We start from the raw sequence: 19259 nt of genomic DNA, 5'->3' as shown, positions 1-19259 counted from the left end.
AATTGTGAACGCTCACAAGGCCTCGCCGCAATAGGTTCACAATCACACGTCACCTAGAGGGTGTTCGGCTTTCAACTCAGGCATTTGGCCGGGATCGTCGAACAACCAGTATCAAAGGAGACACAATGCGCCGTTTGCCCACCGCCCCTTCTCTCGCGCCGGCTTTCCTAGCCCTTGCCCTCGGCACGGCCTTCCTTCCGCTGTCGCCGTTTTCGGCAACGGTCGCCTCTGCGCAGGAAGCCCGCACGCCGCGCGAACCGATCATCAGCGTGTCCGGTGAGGGCAAGGCCGCGGTCGCGCCCGATATGGCGATCCTGTCGCTTGCCGTCGTGAGGCAGGCAAAGACCGCCGATGCGGCCGTCTCCGCCAACAACACGGCAATGAGCGAAGTGCTCGCCGCCATCAAGGCTGAAGGCATTGCCGATCGCGACGTCCAGACCAGCAGCTTTGCGATCTACCCGCAATATCGCCAGGTAGCCCCGAAGGACGGCATCGAGCCGCCGCAGGAAATTATCGGTTACGAAGTGTCCAACACGCTGACGCTGAAGGTGCGCGATCTCGAAAAGCTCGGCGGTCTGATCGACAAGACGGTCAAGCTCGGTGTCAACCAGGGCGGACAGATCGAGTTCACCAATACCAATACCGACGAAGTGATGACGCAGGCGCGCAAGGCAGCCGTTGCCGAAGCGCTCGCCAAGGCAAAGACGCTGACGGAAGCCGCCGGCGTCAAGCTTGGCCGCATCATGGAGATCAGCGAGAATTCGGCACCGCCCATGGCCCCGCCGATGATGCGCATGACAATGGCAAAGGATTCCGGCAACGGCGTCCCGGTGGCGGCCGGCGAGACCAGCTACACGGTCAACGTCAACGTCGTGTTCTCCATCGATCCCTGATCGGATCGCTTCAACGACAAAACCCCGCCCGGCGAATGCCGGACGGGGCTGAAGATACACTCGGACGCTTGAGATCTCTTAGCGACGGATGAGCGGGCAGCCGCGCACGTTGGCAAACACGACCCGGTCGCGTCCGCGGCGGTCGACGCCGACGACGGTCACGCTGCGGCGGGAGATGTCGACGACGCGGGTACGGCGCAGACCCATCGCTTCGGCGCGACGTTCAGCCAAGCGCGGCGAGCAGCCGACGGGACGCATGTGGCGCGGGCGCTCATAGCGCGGCGGGTGGTGCGGACGCCAGTCGCGCTCACGGTACTGTACGAATTCCGGGCCGGCGGCGGCGGCGATTGGCGCGGACGCCGAAATCCCTGTCAGGGCGATCAAGGCTGCAAGGCCGGCCTTCGCCATCAGGCGTGTGATTGTAGTCATCTTTTGCTTCTCCTGAACCTGTCACCGGTTGTCCGGCTGTCTCGCGCCGGCCTTTCGGGCCAACGGTCGATGCAACTCTATCCAACCCAGCTGAATGCCTGCAAAACCGATCATTCAGTATGTGTTCATTTGGAAAACAACGATCATCACGACGATAGATGCAGCACGATCTCTCGACGGTGCGGGCTGTCGCGGTGCTCGAAGAGATAGATCCCCTGCCACGTGCCGAGCACCAGCCTACCGCCGGTTATCGGAATGCCGATCGAGACTGCCGTCAGTGCCGCCTTGATATGTGCCGGCATATCATCTGGCCCTTCCATTGTATGGCTGACCCAGCCCATCGAAGGATCATCCGACGGCGGAACGAGGCGGGAAAAGAACGCATTCAGATCGCGCTTCACGTCCGGATCGGCATTTTCCTGAATGATCAGCGAACAGGACGTGTGGCGAACGAAGACGGTCAGCAGGCCCTCGTCGCGCCCGGCCTGGCGCACGAAGCGTTCGGCTTCATCCGTGAACTCGTATAGCCCTTGGCCTCTGGTCGAAATCTGGATCGCGGTCTGCGGCATCAGAATTCTCTTGTCTGCTTGAAGATCAAAACTCGGGAAAACCGCGCTTGCGCCATTCCGAGCGCGGCACGAGGCCACCCAGATTCATCGAAAACGAAACGATTTTCGTGGCATCGGCATCGACTTCGCAGCGGAAGCTGACATCATGCCACTGGCCTTTGGCGCGAAAGCCGATATTGCGCGCCTCGAGAACCGTCCCATTGGGCAGCTTCGGTGCGGGCAAGACATCGGGATTGTAGGCGGGCGAGCCGTTCTGAAGTTGCGCGCTGAGTTCCGACGAGCAGAGCTGCCCTGCCCGAACGCCGCGCGGAATGCCGGCCATCGCGACGGTCGCCAGCGCATCACCGGTATCGCGCGCGGAAAACAGCGTTCTGACAGGCTTGAGATCGCCGGCGGCAGTGGATGGTTTCGGCGGCGCCGGCTTTTGCGTCGGCACGGGTGCGGAGGAAGGCGGCCCTGTAAAGAGCCCGGCCGTCATCGCATCAGGAGACGCACCGCCGGCAGGTCCGGGCATTCCCGACGGATCGGAGCCTGGAACACTGAGCTGCGGTGGCGTCATATTGGTCGGCACCGGCGCTTCTGCTGGCGCGCCCTCGCCCTGTCCGTCGGGACCCGCCGTCTGTGCAGGCTCCTCCGGCGCTGGCGGATCGGCATCGGTCGCAGCGGGCGCTGGCGTATCCTCCGCAGCATTGCCGTCAAGCGCCTGGCGCGGACCGCTATCCTTTTCGCCAAACTGGAACACAGGCCGCAGTGCGGACATCGGCGGAGCTGACGCCTGCTTCTCCTCCTCGGCCGGTGTCGGGCTTGCAGGCGGCGGCGGCGGTGCCGGCTGCTCGGCCTTCTGCGGTGCCTCGGGCTCTTTCGCTTCTTCCGGCGCCTTTTCTTCGGGCGGCTTTTCTTGAGGCTGCGGCTCTTCGGGCTTTGGTTCTTCAGGCTTGGGAGGCTGAGGTTCCGGCGGCTTCGTCTCCTCCGGCTTTTCGTCCTGCGCAGGGGAAGGCGGCGGAGCAGCTTCCGGTGCCGAAGCCTTGCTCGCCGAAATCACGGGGTCCTCGAGCGGATCTTCCTGAGGCTTCTGCTCGGGCGGCTTGTCCGGTGGCGGCTCTTCGGCCTTCGCCTCTTCCTTGAGGTTCAGCTCGTCGGGCTTCTTGGCCTCTTCGGCTGGCTCCTGCTTTTCCTCTTCCGGCGGCGGCACGATTTCCACCTGAACGGTCTCCTCCTCGGGAACCGCGTCGGTCGGCAGCGGCAATTGGACGAGAAGCGCGCCGGCAATGATCAGATGCAGAGCCACGGACGCACCCAGCGCCGTTGCGATCACCTTCTTATGCGGGGCGGGAGACATATCCGGCATGGCTCCCATGTAGGATGGTTCGCGGGTATGATCGAGCCCGGCCCGATCACAACATCAATAAAAAAGCCCGGCACGTCATAACGGCCGGGCTTTTAATGCGTCTGGTCCAGCGATCAGCTGTCGAGGAACGAGCGAAGCTTGCGGCTCCGGCTCGGGTGCTTCAGCTTGCGCAGCGCCTTCGCTTCGATCTGGCGGATACGTTCGCGGGTAACCGAGAACTGCTGGCCGACTTCTTCGAGCGTGTGGTCGGTGTTCATGCCGATGCCGAAGCGCATGCGAAGAACACGTTCTTCACGCGGCGTCAGCGATGCGAGAACCCGCGTCGTCGTTTCACGAAGGTTCGCCTGAATGGCGGCATCGATCGGCAGCAGCGCATTCTTGTCCTCGATGAAGTCACCCAGATGCGAATCCTCTTCGTCACCCACAGGGGTTTCGAGCGAGATCGGCTCCTTGGCGATCTTCAGGACCTTGCGGACCTTTTCGAGCGGCATGGCCAGCTTTTCGGCCAGCTCTTCCGGGGTCGGCTCGCGGCCGATCTCGTGCAGCATCTGGCGCGATGTCCGGACGATCTTGTTGATCGTCTCGATCATGTGCACCGGAATACGGATCGTGCGGGCCTGGTCGGCGATCGAGCGGGTGATCGCCTGCCTGATCCACCAGGTCGCATAGGTCGAGAACTTGTAACCGCGACGGTATTCGAACTTGTCGACGGCCTTCATCAGGCCGATATTGCCTTCCTGGATAAGGTCCAGGAACTGCAGGCCGCGGTTGGTGTATTTCTTGGCGATGGAGATGACGAGACGAAGGTTCGCCTCGACCATTTCCTTCTTGGCGATCCGCGCCTCGCGCTCGCCCTTCTGCACCATCGACACGATCCGGCGGAATTCGGTGATCGAAATACCGGTTTCGGTCGCGAGACTCTGGATCTCCTGACGGATATCGCGAATGGCGTTGAACTCCGCCTTGGCAAAATCCTTCCAGCCGCGTGCCGACAGATTGGCGATCGACTTCATCCAGTTCGGATCAAGCTCGGCACCCTGATACTGTTCCAGGAACGAGTCGCGCTTGACGCCGTAGGATTCAGCCAGACGCAGAAGACGACCTTCGTTCTGCATCAGGCGCTTGGAGATGTCGTAGAGCTGTTCGACAAGGCTTTCGACGCGGTTCTGGTTCAGTGACAGCGACTTCACTGCCGTGATCAGCTCGTCCTTCAGTTCCTTGTAGCGGCGCTCCTGAGCGGAAGACAGCGTGCCGGAGGCGGCAAGCCGCTGCTCGACCTGCTGGTCCTGAAGCTTGCGCAGCTTCTTGTAGGTATCCGCAATCGTGTCGAGCGTTTCCATGACCTGCGGGCGCAGTTCCGCTTCCATGGCGGCAAGCGAAAGGTTCGACTCGTCGTCGTCCTCTTCCTCTTCTTCCAAGCCCTGGTCACCGCCGACAGCGGTGATGTCGTCATCGTTGGCAGCAGAGAAACGAGCCTTGCGGGTCTTTTCCTTTTCCTCGGCAGCCTTGCGGTCCGCCTCGATCTTTTCCGGGCTCTGGAACTGTGGCGCAGCCTTCGCCTCGGGACCCGAATAGGTCGTCTCGAGATCGATGATCTCGCGCAGCAGCGTCGTGCCTTCGTTCAGTTCGTCGCGCCAGATGATCAGCGCCTGGAACGTCAGCGGGCTTTCGCACAGACCGGCGATCATCGTCTCGCGGCCAGCCTCGATGCGCTTGGCGATCGCAATTTCGCCTTCACGCGACAGAAGCTCGACCGAGCCCATTTCGCGCAGATACATGCGCACCGGATCGTCGGTACGATCGGTGGGTTCTTTCTTCTTCGCCGTGGCAAGAGCTGTGCTGGACGTCGGGGCAAGTTCGCCGCCTTCGCTCTCTTCGCTCTCGTTGGAGTCCTCCTCTTCGGTGGTGGCCTCCTCGGCTTCTTCATCTTCAACGACGTTGATGCCCATGTCGGACAACATCGCCATCGTGTCTTCGATCTGTTCGGAAGTGACCTCTTCGGACGGAAGAACCGAGTTAAGCTCGTCCATCGTCACGTAGCCGCGCTTCTTCGCGGCTTTGATCATCTTCTTGACCGCGTCGTCAGAAAGATCGAGAAGCGGACCGTCGACCGAGCCTTCGCGCTCGGTATCGGCTTCTTCGTTTTCTTTGACTTTAGTTGCCATGTATGTCGTCGCTTTCCCTGAACGCCACTGCGCAGCGCTTCGTGGCCTGCGGCGGAGGGCAAAAGCCACACCAGCCGCGAATCAATATCCAACTCGTAACGGAATGACCTTTAACTCCCGATTACCATCGGCGACCGCTACTCGCGGGGACCGCCAGAACGAAGATGCCGAACATCGCCGCGGCGCTAGACCCACTCCACCAATATTGCCCGAAATGGTGATTCCCACAAAATAACGCTTCGTCAAGTTCTTCCAAAGCTTGTGCCCAGGAAAAGTGGAAATTACCTTACGACCATGTCCCCGTTGGCGGTACTCCCGTCATATTGAAGCCATATGTAAGCGGTGCACAATGAAAGACAAGAGCCCGCCGCCCGGTAAAAACCCTTGGCTCTACCCGAAATGCGCGGGATTGACGCCATTTTCCGATGCGTTGCAACAATACAGTGATCAATCAAGAGCTGCATAGACCACTCCACTCGCGCTGTTAATCCATCAGGCGACCAATTCAACACGGTTTAGTATCTGCGCAGCTCTCCTTTATCCGTGACTGACGGCAGCGCCCTTGACGCGTCCTGACAGAACACCGAAGCCGTCGATGATCGCTTCCTGGTTTTCAAGCCTGGAAATTTCATTCTGTACCTCCAGAAGTGCACGCAGCAGGATCTCGGCACGCTCGGCCTCGTCCTCGGTCATCTCCGCGAGTTCACGCTCCAGCTCGATCTTCTGCCAGCGGAGCTCCTTGTTTCTGGAATGCAGTGCCCGGGTCTGACGGTAGGCTTGCAGCGAATCCTGCGGATCGGCCTCTTCCGTCGCCGTCCACAGTCGCGCATTGCGGATCTGCTGGTTCATCGACTTCAACAGTTCCTCAAAGCCATTCTCGCCGAGTTCCCGTTTCAGGTCCTGCACCGTCAAACCGGCACCGGCCTGCCCGACAATGGTCAGCACGCAAGACCACATCCGCTTCAGATCGCGGTTCTCGAATTCGATGGAGGCGATCTCGTCATACTCGTTGAGCAGAAGCTGCGGATGATGGACGATGGTCAGCGCCAGCACGCTTTCGCGCAGGGCCGGAAGGTCGAGATGTCCTCGCACCAGCCCCGATCGCGTCAGGCGGTCGGAAATGCCCATTCCGCGACCCTGCTGCTGGAAAGACGATCCACCCCTTCCGCCGGCTGCACCGCCTCTGCCGGCCCCGCCGCCTTCGCGCTGCTGGTAGCTTTGACGACGATCGCCACCGCCGCCATTGCGCTGCGGCTGGAACAAGCCGTTGAGACGATCGCGCACATTCTGCTGGTAGTGACGGCGCACACTTTCGTCGGCAATCACGGAAACGATCTGCTTGAGCCTTGCCTCAAGTTCCGCCCGCTTTTCCGGGGTCTCGAAGGCGGCACCATTGGTTTCCCGCTGCCAGACCATCTCCGCAAGCGGACGCGCCTGCGCGATCACGCCATCGAACGGCGCTCTTCCCTCGTGCTTGACGAGATCGTCCGGATCCTTGCCGTCTGGAAGCAACGCGAACCGCACCGAGCGGCCGGGCTTGATGGAGGGAAGCGCGAGATCCGCAGCACGGTTTGCAGCACGGATACCGGCACCATCGCCATCGAAACACAGGATCGGTTCCGGCGTCATCCGCCAAAGCAGCTCCAGCTGGTTTTCGGTCAAGGCCGTACCGAGCGGCGCGACGGCATTCTCGACGCCCACCTGGCTGAGCGCGATCACATCCATATAGCCCTCGACGGCTATGATCGTGCCCGGCTCCTTGGATCCCGGCCCTGGCTGGGCCGCCCGCCTGGCGCGGGTAAAATTGTAGAGCACCTGACCCTTGTGGAAGAGTTCGGTATCCGGCGAGTTCATGTATTTGGCCGGCGCATCCGGCGCCATCGCGCGTCCACCAAAGGCAATCACCTTGTCGCGCGACGACAGGATCGGGAACATGATGCGGTCGCGGAAATAGTCGTAGGATACGGCAATCCCCTCGCCATGACGCACCAGCCCGCAGGCCTCGATCTGCTCCTTGGCCACACCCTTGCCGGCGAGGAACTCCTTGAGCGCATTGCGGCTGTCCAGCGCATAGCCGAGCCGGAAATTCTCGATCGTGCGAGCCGTCAGTCCGCGGTCGCGAAGATAGGCGCGTGCCTTGGCGCCGGTTGGGCTCTGCAACTGGTCCTGAAAGAAGCGCGTCGCCATTTCCATGACGTCGAGAAGCGACATCCGCTCCCGTTCACGCTTTTCCGCCTGCGGATCGGGTTGCGGCATGGCGATACCAGCCATATCGGCGACCTGCTGGACGGCTTCTGGAAAGTTCAGCCCTTCCAGATCGGTCATGAAGCGGAAATGATCGCCCGACACGCCACAGCCGAAGCAGTGATAGCGGCCCTTGCGGTCCTCGCAGTGAAAGCTCGGGCTTTTCTCGCCATGGAACGGGCAGCAGGCCCAGAAATCGCCGCGCGCAGCATTGGTCTTCCTGCGATCCCAGGTGACACGACGGCCGATCACCGTCGAAATCGGCACCCGATCCCGGATCTCATCAAGAAAACTGTTTGAAAAGCGCATGTCTACCTCGCGGGCCAGACGTCATATTAAGGCTCAGTGCACGGGAACGCCAGCCCAGCTGCAAATCATGCCCGCTATTCACAGGCCGCCGTTCACGCGCCCCCTCGCCCGATCAACCCACAGAAATTAACGAATTGTAACTTGCGGTATGCGGGTTCCCTGCATAGCCTTGAGCCGGACAATCGTGCCGTCACGCGCTCACCCTGCGGGTATCGGCCTCACGGATTGCTCTTCAGGACGGCGGCCGGCAATGATTGCAGGCGATCGTTCTCTCCCGCCGGTGGCATGTCCGCGGTCGGCCGATGGGAGGCGTAGGAGAGCAAAAGGCGGGAACTCCATGAAGGACTTCCCGCCTTTCTCGTTTTATACGTAACGGCTAGACCTCAGCTCAGCTGCGCCTTGATCGTGCCGGACGCTTTGGCGAAATCCATCTGGCCGGCATAGCGTTCGCGCAGGATGGCCATCACCTTGCCCATGTCCTTCATTCCAGCAGCACCAATTTCGGCGATGACGGAAGCGACGATCTCGCTCGCCTTCTCGTCGGAAATCTGTTCCGGCATGAAGGATTTGATGACGGCGATCTCTTCGCGTTCCTGTGCTGCAAGTTCCGGGCGGGCGTTGTCTTCGTAGATCTTCGCCGACTCTTCGCGCTGCTTCACCATTTTCTGGAGGATCTGCAGGATTTCGTCGTCGGTGGCGGCGTCCTTGCCGGTGCCGCGATTGGCGATGTCGCGGTCCTTGATGGCGGTCTGGATCAGCCGCACGGTCGAAAGCCTGCGGGTTTCCTTCGCCTTCATCGCTTCCTTCATCGCTTCGGAAAGCTTCTCGCGCAACATGGCCTGTCTCCTTGAACGTCGCTCGATCCGCAGCGGACCGATCTTTTGCGACGTCATAGAACAAGCGTGAACGGCGATCAAACGTTTTGCCGACACGGCAAAACTCACCGATTGCCGGGCTTTGCGCCCAGCTTTCTCATAAACGGCAATTGACCCGCTGTTCTGCCTTGTTTATGTCGAGGACCTGCACAACAATTGGATAGTGGGCCGCAAGCGGGTTTCCGCGCGCCCTTTTCTGCGACGAGAGATGACCTCGACACCCTGTTTTCCGTTTCGGGAAACGGGCCGCTGGGGCAGAAGGATGGATATGACCGCGACCACCCCTTGGACCACGAAAAAACCCACCGCCGTTCTCGTGCTTGCCGACGGAACCGTGATTGAAGGAACCGGCATCGGCGCGACCGGCAAGGTCACCGCCGAAGTGGTGTTCAACACCGCCCTCACCGGCTACCAGGAAATTTTGACTGATCCGTCTTATCTCAGCCAGATCGTCACCTTCACCTTCCCGCATATCGGCAATATCGGCACCAATGACGAGGACATCGAAGACCTGACACCCGCCGCACGCCGCGGCGCCGTCGGCACGATCTTCAAGGCCGATATCACCGAACCGTCGAACTACCGCTCGGCAAAGGACCTCGACTCTTGGCTGAAGAGCCGCGGCGTCATCGGCCTGTCAGGCATCGACACACGCGCGCTGACCTCCTGGATCCGCCAGAACGGTGCACCGAACGCGGTGATCGCCCATGACCCGAACGGCAATTTCGACATCGAAGCGCTAAAGGCCGAAGCCAAGGCCTGGAGTGGTCTCGAAGGTCTCGACCTCGCCAAGGAAGCGACCTCCGGCCAGTCGTCGCAGTGGACCGAGAAGCCCTGGATCTGGAACGAAGGTTCCGAGGAGCTGAAGGCCGAAGATGCCAAGTATCACATCGTCTGCATCGACTACGGCGTGAAGCGCAACATCCTGCGCCTCTTCACCGGCCTCGACTGCAAGGTCACGGTCGTGCCGGCCCAGACCTCGTCGGAAGACATTCTGGCGCTGAAGCCGGACGGCATCTTCCTGTCGAACGGCCCGGGCGATCCGGCAGCCACCGGCGCCTACGCTGTCCCCGTCATCCAGGACATCGTCAAGACCGACATCCCGACCTTCGGCATCTGCCTCGGTCACCAGATCCTCGGCCTCGCACTTGGTGCCACGACCGAAAAGATGCACCAGGGTCATCACGGCGCCAACCACCCGGTCAAGGATCACACGACCGGCAAGGTGGAGATCGTGTCGATGAACCACGGCTTCGCGGTCGACTCGAAGTCGCTGCCGCAGGGTGTTGAGGAGACTCACATTTCGCTGTTCGACGGCACCAATTGCGGTCTGCGTCTGTCCGGCAAGCCGGTCTTCTCCGTCCAGCATCACCCGGAAGCATCGCCCGGTCCGCAGGACAGCCACTACCTGTTCCGCCGCTTCATCAACATGGTGCGCGAGAACAAGGGAGAGGCAGCGCTCGCAGAGCGCTAAAACCTTCTCAAGTCACGGTTTCAATCAGATGGCTCGCTGCTCTCAGCGGGCCATTTGCTTATGGCGCTGCAAAAGAATCCAGAACCGTCCGCACAGGAAGAGAGCTGCGGCGGCAAGGCCGATCACGAAACCGAACCAGACACCCTCGCCGCGATAGCCGAGCGGAAATGCGAACACCCAGGCGCAGACGAAGCCGATCGGCCAGTAGGCGATCAGCGCCAGCAGCATCGGCACTTTCGTATCCTTCAATCCGCGCAGAAGCCCGGCCCCCACGGCCTGCAGCCCGTCCACCAGCTGGAAGATGCCGGCAATGACAATCAGCGGTGTGGCTAGCGCGAGCACCGCAGCGGCGTCCGGCTGGCTGGTGTCGAGGAAAAGCCCCGCAAGCGCGCCCGGCATCACGGCGTAAAGGACACCGCCGATCGCCGTGAAGATGATGCTGACGATCAGCACGGCCCCGCCGGCCCTTCGAACACCGACCATGTCGCCACGACCGTTGGCAAGACCGACCCGAACCGTTGCAACCTGCGCCAGACCCAGCGGCACCATGAAGGCGATCGAGGCAAGCTGCAGCGCAATCCCATGGGCGGCAAGCTCGAGCTTGCCGATACTGCCCATCATCAGCGAAGCCGCCGCAAACAGGCTGGTTTCGGCAAGGATCGTGAAGCTGATCGGCAGTCCGAGCAGGAAGACTTCCCGAACCATCGACCAGTCAGGCTTCCAGAAGCGCACGAAGAGTTCATAAGCGCGCATGACGGGCTGCGCCTGCACATAGGCAATCGCGATCAGGAAGCCGACCAGGTTGGCGGACACAGCAGCGATCGCCGCGCCATGAAGACCCAGCTGCGGCGCTCCGTAATGGCCGAAGATCAGCAGATAGGCGACAATCGCGTTCATGATGAACATGCCGATCGTGATGTAGAGAACGATCCCGCCCTTCTCCAATCCGGTCACGAAGCTGCGCAGAGCCATCAGTCCGAGCGCCGGGAACATGCCCCATTGCGCAATCCGCAGATAGCTCTGCGCATTGGCCGCGACATCGGGCGCCTGACCGAGGCCGAGCAGCATCGGTTCGCTAAACCAGAGCAGCGGCGCGACAACCGTGCAATAGGCAATCACCACCCACAGCCCCATGCGCACCGACCGGCGCACGCCGATCCTGTCGCCGTGGCCGAGCGCCTGCGCAACCAGCGGCACGACGGCACTGGTAAACCCGGTGCCAAAGATGAACACGACGAAAAACAGCTGCGTTGCGATGACCACGGAGGCCAGTTCGGTCGTCCCAAGCCAGCCGACCAGAATGACGTCGGTCGTATGGATCGCCATCTGCGCAAGCTGGGCTCCCACCAGCGGGATGCCGAGCGCAAACGTGCCGCGCAGATGCGACGACCAGGAACGATCCGTAATGACGGCGTCATGCGGCGCAGATGCACCGGCAGTGTTCGGCAAGCCCGACATCGATAAATCCTACAAATGGAAAAAGCCGCTTCCAGAAACGGTCAGCGGCACGGTACCCTGCCTATAAAGAAGGCATCGGGGTTCATCAAGGCTCGGCACCGATCCAGCAAAAATTGTAGGGCGAAGTTCACTAACGTTGATGGGTGACGTGACAGGTCTGACGGACCGATCGATGGGAGGATGGTGCGGCAAGGATTCTCGGCCTTGTCCATCGCCGCCGGCTGGTGCCGAATGCAGCCCGGCATAGGCCCCGGCTTTGCGCAGTCGAGCACGCCGAAACCGGGAAAGTGCGGGCGATCGGTTTCGCCGCCCACACGATTTTTCGAAGATTGATCTCTAAATCACGGCTCTGCTGCTCGCCGGAGCAGCAGAGATCACTGCTCAGACATTGCCCGAGAACGTGTCGCAGGCCTTCATGTCGCCGGTGTCGAAGCCCTGCTTGAACCAGCGCATCCGCTGCTGCGAGGTGCCGTGGTTGAAGCTTTCCGGGACGACATAACCCTGACTGCGCTTCTGCAGCGTGTCGTCTCCGATCTGCTGGGCGGCGTTCAGAGCCTCCTCCAGATCGCCGCTTTCGAGAAAGCCCTTTTGTTGGGTCCGCTTGCCCCAAACGCCGGCAAAGCAGTCCGCCTGAAGCTCGACGCGAACCGACATGCGGTTGGCCTCGGTCTCGCTCATATTCTGCCGCGCCTGGTTGAATTTCGGCAATACGCCGAGCAGGTTCTGGACGTGATGCCCGACTTCATGCGCGACCACATAGGCCTCGGCAAAATCGCCTCCGGCCCCAAGCCGCTGGCTGAGTTCCTTGAAGAACTCCGTATCCAGATAAACCTTGCGGTCACCCGGGCAGTAGAACGGGCCGCTTGCCGACGACGCAAAACCGCAGGCAGACCGAACCTGACCGCCGAAGAGAACCAGCGTCGGCTCCTCGTAACGAGCGCCGTTGCTCTGGAAGATTTCGTTCCAGGTGTCTTCGGTATCAGCAAGGATGGTGCGGACGAAACCGGTCATCTCGTCTTCAGCCGGCGTACGCGGCGCCTGCTGCGTGGTGCTGGTGCCCGTATCCATGCCGGTATCGCCGCCCGACAGAAGCGTCAGCGGATTGATGCCCGTGACCCAGCAGATGATCAGCACGACGACGATGCCGCCGATGCTCAATCCACCACCGCCACGTCCGCCGCCACCGATCGGGATGCGGAAACCGCCACCGCGGCCACCCATCGAGGCACCCCGTTGATCCTCGACATTGTCGGATTGCCGACGCCCTTTCCATTCCATATCGCACCCCAGGTTCTAATAAGTTCGGTCGGAAATGATCCTTGACGACGATATAGAACAGGCCCGCCAAATATCCATGTCGGGATGTCAGGCTGTTGGCTCAGGCGACCCTGAGCTGCGCCTTGCTGGGCAGGAACACGGTAAGAAGACCGAGCGCCGGCAGGAAGGCGCAGATGGAATAGACAAAACTGATGCCCCTGTGGTCGGCGATGATCCCGAGCACGGCGGCGGCGATGCCACCCATGCCGAAAGCGAGCCCGAAGAAGATGCCGGCGATCATTCCCACCCGGCCAGGGACCAGCTCCTGCGCCATGACGATGATGGCCGGGAACGACGACGCCATCACCAGCCCAACGATACCCGACAGCACGATCGTCATCGGCAAATTCGCAAACGGCATCGCCAGCGTGAACGGCAGCACGCCGAGAATGGAGATCCAGATCACCACCTTGGAGCCGAACCGGTCGCCGATCGGACCGCCGATCAACGTGCCCAGCGCCGTCGCGCCCAGAAACACGAACAGCATGATCTGCGACGACTGCACGGTGACGCCAAAGCGCTCGATAACGAAGAACGTGTAATAGCTGCCGATCGCCGCCATGTAGATGTTCTTCGAAAAGGTGAGGATCGCCAGCACGACCAGCGCCACCATCACCGTGCGCCGCGGCAGGCTGTGAATACCGAGGCTCTTCTTGCGCCCCTTGTTGGCCAGCATATGCGCCTTGTACCAGCGCGCGACCCAGGAGAGGATCACGATGCCGAGGAGCGCGATTGCCGAAAACCAGGCGACGCTGCCCTGCCCCATCGGCACGATGATGAAGGCCGCCAGCAATGGCCCGATCGCCTGGCCGAAATTGCCGCCCACCTGAAAGGTCGCCTGCGCAAAACCATAGCGCCCGCCGGACGCCAGCCGCGCCACACGCGACGATTCCGGATGAAACACCGCCGACCCAATGCCGATCAGCGCAGCCGCCACCACAAGCATCAGATAGACATGCGAACCGGCGAGCAGAAACAGCCCCACAAACGTCGCACCCATGCCGATCGGCAGCGAGTAAGGAAACGGCTTCTTATCGGTGATGATGCCGATCACCGGCTGCAGCAACGATGCGGTGCATTGGAAGGCCAGCGTCAGAATGCCGATCTGCCAGAAGTCGAGATTGTAGTCGGCCTTGAGCATCGGATAGATCGCCGAGATCATCGACTGCATGATGTCGTTGAGCATATGGCAGAAGCTGACCGCAAAAATGATCGGCATCACAGTCTTGTCCGCCTGGGCGGCGGAAGCCGAATTTTCCGGCTGCACGGTTGCAGCTGCATCAACGGGTCTGGACGTGGCATCCGCCATCGGGGCTCCTCCGCGCGGGTGTTCGTCCTTCAAGGATCGTTGCCGCTGCAAATATTGACGTATGCCAAGGATTAGAGCGGCAAATCAGGCCTGTCCATGTCAGGACGGGAGCAAACGGTACGACCGTGGTTCGGAAACGGGTCTCGTCGAGGCTGTGACAGAGCCTGGTTTTCCATAACCGGCGATCTGTTTGGTCCCCGTGTCAGCCGTTTGACGGCAACGATGGAAACGCCGGCGACGACCCCGCCTGCCAGCACATCGACAAAATAATGACTGGCATGCGAAACAGCCGCAACAGCCATCAGGATGTTGATCACCGTCATCGGATAGCGCGCGAATCTAAGATCCCATGCGGCCCAGGCGCAAAGTGCGGCGACTGCGGCGTGCACGGATGGGAATGTCAAAATGCCGGCGACCTCCTCCATTCTGAAAATGAAATCAGGATCTGTCCTCAAGGCATTGAACTGATCGAGAAAGAAAAAGCTGAAATACGCGTTGATGCTTGTCAGTTGCTCTGGCTCGACACCGTACACGACATAGGCTCCAAGTGCTGGAAACCAGATCGATATCACGCTCGAGATGTAGCATAGCACCGCGTATGCAATCGCCATCTGATAGGCACGCAAAGGACGCCCCGTCGCGATGAGGACGACCGGAATCAGGAGCAACTGGAACGAAAACGACAGGTACGCGAGGCCGAGGATCTCAGCCAGCAACGGCCTTGCATCAACAAATGCTATGAACCCTCGCCATGACAGGCCAAGTGCCGCATCCCACGACATAAGCACCGCGTCCGCAGTCGGCATGCCGACCCGGATGCTGAGATAGGTAGAGACGAGTACCGGCACGATGAGAAGCAGAGTACAGGTGACCGTTTCGAGAACGAACGTCATCGCATTCAGCTTGCGGACGTGACAGTAAAACCCGACGACGACGAGCAATGCGACAAAGTAACCCGCGGACCTGCCGACGCCGGCATAATCCACTTTCAGTCCGGTAATCTGCGCCAATCCGAAAGCCACAACATAGGAGGCGACGGTGAGCGACAGCAACCCGTACCGCGCCCTGATCAGTTCCAAATCCATGACGTCAGACTACCTTGCACAAACAGCACGAGTGTATCCGTCGAAAGTTAAAACCAGCCTGACACCGAATGTTGCGTGTGCAACGTCCAATCCGGACAATTCCTGTCGATATGCTCAATTATGGGGTTCCGTTCCCCGGCACATTTCCCTATAAGCCGCGTCTAGCCAGAAAAAACATGCGCACGCCACCCGACCGGAGCTTCACGCCCCGTGCCGGTTTTTCGCGCAGAAAAAAGTGGATAGAGATCATGCCGAAGCGCCAAGACATCAAATCGATCCTCATCATCGGGGCGGGCCCGATCGTCATCGGCCAGGCATGCGAATTCGACTATTCCGGCACCCAGGCGTGCAAGGCGCTGCGCGAAGAAGGTTACCGGGTCATCCTGGTCAACTCCAACCCGGCAACGATCATGACCGATCCGGGCCTGGCCGACGCCACCTATATCGAGCCGATCACCCCGGAAGTGGTCGCAAAGATCATCGCCAAGGAACGCCCTGACGCGCTTCTGCCGACCATGGGCGGCCAGACGGCCTTGAACACCGCACTGTCGCTGAAGAGAATGGGCGTGCTCGACCGCTACAATGTCGAGATGATCGGCGCCAAGCCCGCCGCCATCGACATGGCTGAAGACCGCGCCCTCTTCCGCGAAGCCATGAGCCGCATCGGCCTCGAAACCCCGAAGTCGATGCTGGCCAACGCCACCGACATCAAGGATGCCGACCGCAAGACGCACGAAGCCGAGCGCAACAAGGTCAAGGCTGAACTTTCCGGCGCCGAGCTCGACAAGGCGCTCGACGCGCTCGAAAACCAGTGGAACCTTGGCGAGACCGACCGCAAGCAGCGCTATATCAGCCATGCCATGGCGATTGCAGCACAGGCGATCGACGTGGTCGGCCTGCCCGCCATCATCCGCCCGTCCTTTACCATGGGCGGCACCGGCGGCGGCATTGCCTACAATCGCTCGGAATTCTTCGAGATCATCGGCGGCGGCCTCGATGCCTCGCCGACCACCGAAGTGCTGATCGAGGAATCGGTGCTCGGCTGGAAGGAATACGAGATGGAAGTGGTCCGCGACACCGCGGATAACTGCATCATCATCTGCTCGATCGAAAACATCGACCCGATGGGCGTCCACACCGGCGACTCGATCACCGTCGCGCCGGCCCTAACGCTGACGGACAAAGAATACCAGATCATGCGCAACGCATCGATCGCGGTCCTGCGCGAGATCGGTGTCGAGACCGGCGGCTCCAACGTCCAGTTCGCGGTCAATCCGGCCGATGGCCGTCTTGTCGTCATCGAAATGAACCCGCGCGTATCGCGTTCGTCGGCGCTCGCCTCCAAGGCCACCGGCTTCCCGATTGCCAAGGTCGCGGCCAAGCTTGCCGTCGGCTACACGCTCGACGAACTCGACAACGACATCACCGGCGGCGCAACGCCTGCCTCGTTCGAACCGTCGATCGATTACGTCGTCACCAAGATCCCGCGCTTTGCCTTCGAGAAATTCCCGGGCGCCTCGCCGGTCCTGACCACTGCCATGAAGTCGGTTGGTGAAGTCATGGCGATCGGCCGTACCTTTGCCGAATCGCTGCAGAAGGCGCTCCGCGGTCTCGAAACCGGCCTGACCGGTCTCGACGAGATCGAGATCCCCGGCATGGAAGAAGGCGAAGGCTCCAAGAACGCCATCCGCGCCGCGATCGGCACGCCGACGCCGGACCGTCTGCGCCAGGTCGCACAGGCTCTCCGTCTCGGTCTCTCCGAAGCCGAAGTGCATGAGGCCTGCAAGATCGACCCGTGGTTCATCGCCCAGTTCAAGGCGATCGTCGACATGGAAGCGCGCGTTCGCGAACACGGCCTGCCTGCTGACGCCGAGAACCTGCGCATGCTAAAGGCCATGGGCTTCTCCGACGCCCGCCTCGCCAGCCTGACCAAGAAGCGTCCGAAGGAAGTCGCGGAACTGCGCAACGCGCTCAACGTGCGGCCGGTCTTCAAGCGCATCGACACCTGCGCTGCCGAATTCGCCTCGCCGACCGCCTACATGTACTCGACCTACGAGACGCCGTTCGTGGGCGAACTGCGCTCGGAAGCCGAAGTCTCGACCGCCAAGAAGGTCGTCATTCTCGGCGGCGGTCCAAACCGCATCGGCCAGGGCATCGAGTTCGACTATTGCTGCTGCCACGCCGCCTTCGCCCTGAAGGATGCCGGCTACGAAGCGATCATGATCAACTGCAACCCGGAAACCGTATCGACCGACTATGACACGTCCGACCGCCTGTATTTCGAGCCGCTGACGGCTGAAGACGTCATCGAGATTCTCCGCGCCGAGCAGGAAAAGGGCGAAGTCGTCGGCGTCATCGTGCAGTTCGGCGGCCAGACACCGCTGAAGCTTGCCGAAGCGCTCGAAAAGAACGGTATCCCGATCCTCGGCACGGCGCCCGACATGATCGACTTGGCCGAAGACCGCGACCGCTTCCAGAAGCTTCTGATGAAGCTTGACCTGACGCAGCCGAACAACGGCATCGCCTACTCGGTCGAACAGGCCCGCCTCGTGGCATCGGAAATCGGCTTCCCGCTGGTCGTTCGCCCATCCTACGTTCTCGGCGGCCGCGCGATGCAGATCCTGCATTCGGAAAGCCAGCTGCAGAGCTACCTGCTCGATACGGTGCCGGAACTGGTGCCTGAGGATATCAAGCAGCGCTACCCGAACGACAAGACCGGCCAGATCAACACCCTGCTCGGCAAGAACCCGCTCCTTTTCGACAGCTACCTCTCCAACGCCATCGAAGTCGATGTCGACTGCCTCTGCGACGGCACCGACGTCTATGTCGCCGGTATCATGGAGCATATCGAGGAAGCCGGCATCCACTCGGGCGATAGCGCCTGCTCGCTGCCGCCACGCACGCTGTCCAACGAGATGATCGACGAACTGGAACGCCAGGCAACGTCGATGGCCAAGGCGCTCAACGTCGTCGGCCTGATGAACGTCCAGTTCGCCATCAAGGACGGCACCGTCTACGTGCTCGAAGTCAACCCGCGTGCCTCGCGCACGGTGCCTTTCGTCGCCAAGACCATCGGCGCACCGATCGCAAAGATCGCCGCTCGTGCCATGGCCGGCGAAAAGCTCGACGCGATCTTTGCGGCCTACGGCACCAAGCCCGATCCGCGCAACCTCAAGCACATCGCCGTCAAGGAAGCGGTCTTCCCGTTCGCCCGCTTCCCCGGCGTCGACATCCTGCTCGGACCGGAAATGCGTTCGACCGGCGAAGTGATGGGGCTCGATACGGACTTCGCACTTGCCTTTGCCAAGAGCCAGCTCGGTGCAAGCGTCGAACTGCCCCGCGACGGTGCGGTCTTCGTGTCGGTCCGCGACGACGACAAGCCACGCGTGCTGCCGGCCATCCGCATGCTGAAGGAAATAGGCTTCAAGGTCATCGCCACCGGCGGTACCGCCCGCTTCCTCGCCGAAAACGGCATCGAGTCGATTAAAATCAACAAGGTCCTGGAAGGACGCCCGCATATCGAGGATGCCATCCGCAACCGCCAGGTCCAGCTCGTCATCAACACGACGGATTCAAACAAGGCGATCTCGGACTCGAAGTCACTGCGCCGTGCAACGTTGATGCAGAAGGTGCCGTATTACACGACGATATCAGGTGCCGAATCCGCTGCGATGGCGATCAAGGCGCTGAAGGCCGGCAATCTCGAAGTGCGGACGCTGCAAAGCTACTTCGCGTAACACTCTCCAACGGGCGCCTCTGGCGCCCGATTTCTTTGCTGGCCCCC

Annotated in this window: 13 protein-coding genes; 3 read left to right on the top strand and 10 right to left on the bottom strand. The window is 61.1% G+C overall.

Going from position 1 to position 19259, the window contains the following annotated elements; all coding sequences use genetic code 11:
* The first annotated feature begins 125 nt into the window (after nt 1–125).
* Nucleotides 126–893, top strand: coding sequence for an SIMPL domain-containing protein (locus tag BLW69_RS05495; RefSeq protein ID WP_062455912.1), 768 nt, complete (start codon nt 126–128; stop codon nt 891–893).
* Between the two features lie 78 nt (nt 894–971).
* Here BLW69_RS05495 and BLW69_RS05490 read toward each other — a convergent pair whose 3' ends face one another.
* From BLW69_RS05490 to BLW69_RS05465, 6 genes are all read right to left on the bottom strand, one after another.
* Nucleotides 972–1313, bottom strand: a complete 342-nt coding sequence (locus BLW69_RS05490) for a hypothetical protein (RefSeq protein WP_092661070.1) — start codon at nt 1311–1313, stop codon at nt 972–974.
* 155 nt (nt 1314–1468) lie between these two features.
* Nucleotides 1469–1891 (bottom strand): secondary thiamine-phosphate synthase enzyme YjbQ, encoded by a 423-nt coding sequence (locus BLW69_RS05485; protein ID WP_092660426.1) that lies wholly within the window; start codon nt 1889–1891, stop codon nt 1469–1471.
* A 25-nt stretch (nt 1892–1916) separates the two neighbouring features.
* Nucleotides 1917–3239, bottom strand: coding sequence for a DUF930 domain-containing protein (locus BLW69_RS05480; RefSeq protein ID WP_162759463.1), 1323 nt, complete (start codon nt 3237–3239; stop codon nt 1917–1919).
* Nucleotides 3240–3352: 113 nt separating this feature from the next.
* Nucleotides 3353–5404 carry an RNA polymerase sigma factor RpoD gene (gene rpoD / locus BLW69_RS05475; RefSeq protein ID WP_062455900.1) on the bottom strand — a complete coding sequence of 684 codons (2052 nt, stop codon included), beginning with the start codon at nt 5402–5404 and terminating at the stop codon, nt 3353–3355.
* A 537-nt stretch (nt 5405–5941) separates the two neighbouring features.
* A complete protein-coding gene (gene dnaG / locus BLW69_RS05470; RefSeq protein WP_092660422.1) occupies nt 5942–7957 on the bottom strand; it encodes a DNA primase in 2016 nt (671 codons plus the stop codon).
* 383 nt (nt 7958–8340) lie between these two features.
* Nucleotides 8341–8793, bottom strand: coding sequence for a GatB/YqeY domain-containing protein (locus BLW69_RS05465; RefSeq protein ID WP_062455897.1), 453 nt, complete (start codon nt 8791–8793; stop codon nt 8341–8343).
* Nucleotides 8794–9100: 307 nt separating this feature from the next.
* Between BLW69_RS05465 and carA the strand changes: the two genes are divergently transcribed.
* Entirely contained in the window at nt 9101–10306 is a 1206-nt protein-coding gene (gene carA, locus BLW69_RS05460) for a glutamine-hydrolyzing carbamoyl-phosphate synthase small subunit (RefSeq protein WP_092661069.1), read from the top strand.
* 42 nt (nt 10307–10348) lie between these two features.
* On the opposite strand, the gene BLW69_RS05455 is transcribed toward carA, so the two are convergent.
* From BLW69_RS05455 to BLW69_RS05440, 4 genes are all read right to left on the bottom strand, one after another.
* Nucleotides 10349–11764, bottom strand: a complete 1416-nt coding sequence (locus BLW69_RS05455; RefSeq protein ID WP_092660420.1) for an MATE family efflux transporter — start codon at nt 11762–11764, stop codon at nt 10349–10351.
* A 381-nt stretch (nt 11765–12145) separates the two neighbouring features.
* Complete coding sequence (locus tag BLW69_RS05450) at nt 12146–13042, bottom strand: KPN_02809 family neutral zinc metallopeptidase (protein ID WP_092660418.1); 897 nt, start codon at nt 13040–13042, stop codon at nt 12146–12148.
* Between the two features lie 100 nt (nt 13043–13142).
* A complete protein-coding gene (locus BLW69_RS05445; RefSeq protein ID WP_092660416.1) occupies nt 13143–14390 on the bottom strand; it encodes an MFS transporter in 1248 nt (415 codons plus the stop codon).
* 71 nt (nt 14391–14461) lie between these two features.
* Entirely contained in the window at nt 14462–15376 is a 915-nt protein-coding gene (locus BLW69_RS05440) for a phosphatase PAP2 family protein (RefSeq protein ID WP_210184903.1), read from the bottom strand.
* A 347-nt stretch (nt 15377–15723) separates the two neighbouring features.
* Between BLW69_RS05440 and carB the strand changes: the two genes are divergently transcribed.
* Nucleotides 15724–19212, top strand: coding sequence for a carbamoyl-phosphate synthase large subunit (carB, locus tag BLW69_RS05435; protein ID WP_092660412.1), 3489 nt, complete (start codon nt 15724–15726; stop codon nt 19210–19212).
* The last annotated feature ends 47 nt before the right edge of the window (nt 19213–19259 follow it).

Origin of the sequence: Rhizobium sp. NFR12, from assembly GCF_900108545.1 — a bacterium.
Lineage (GTDB): Bacteria > Pseudomonadota > Alphaproteobacteria > Rhizobiales > Rhizobiaceae > Neorhizobium > Neorhizobium soli.
This window is presented reverse-complemented; position numbering and strand designations above follow the sequence as displayed.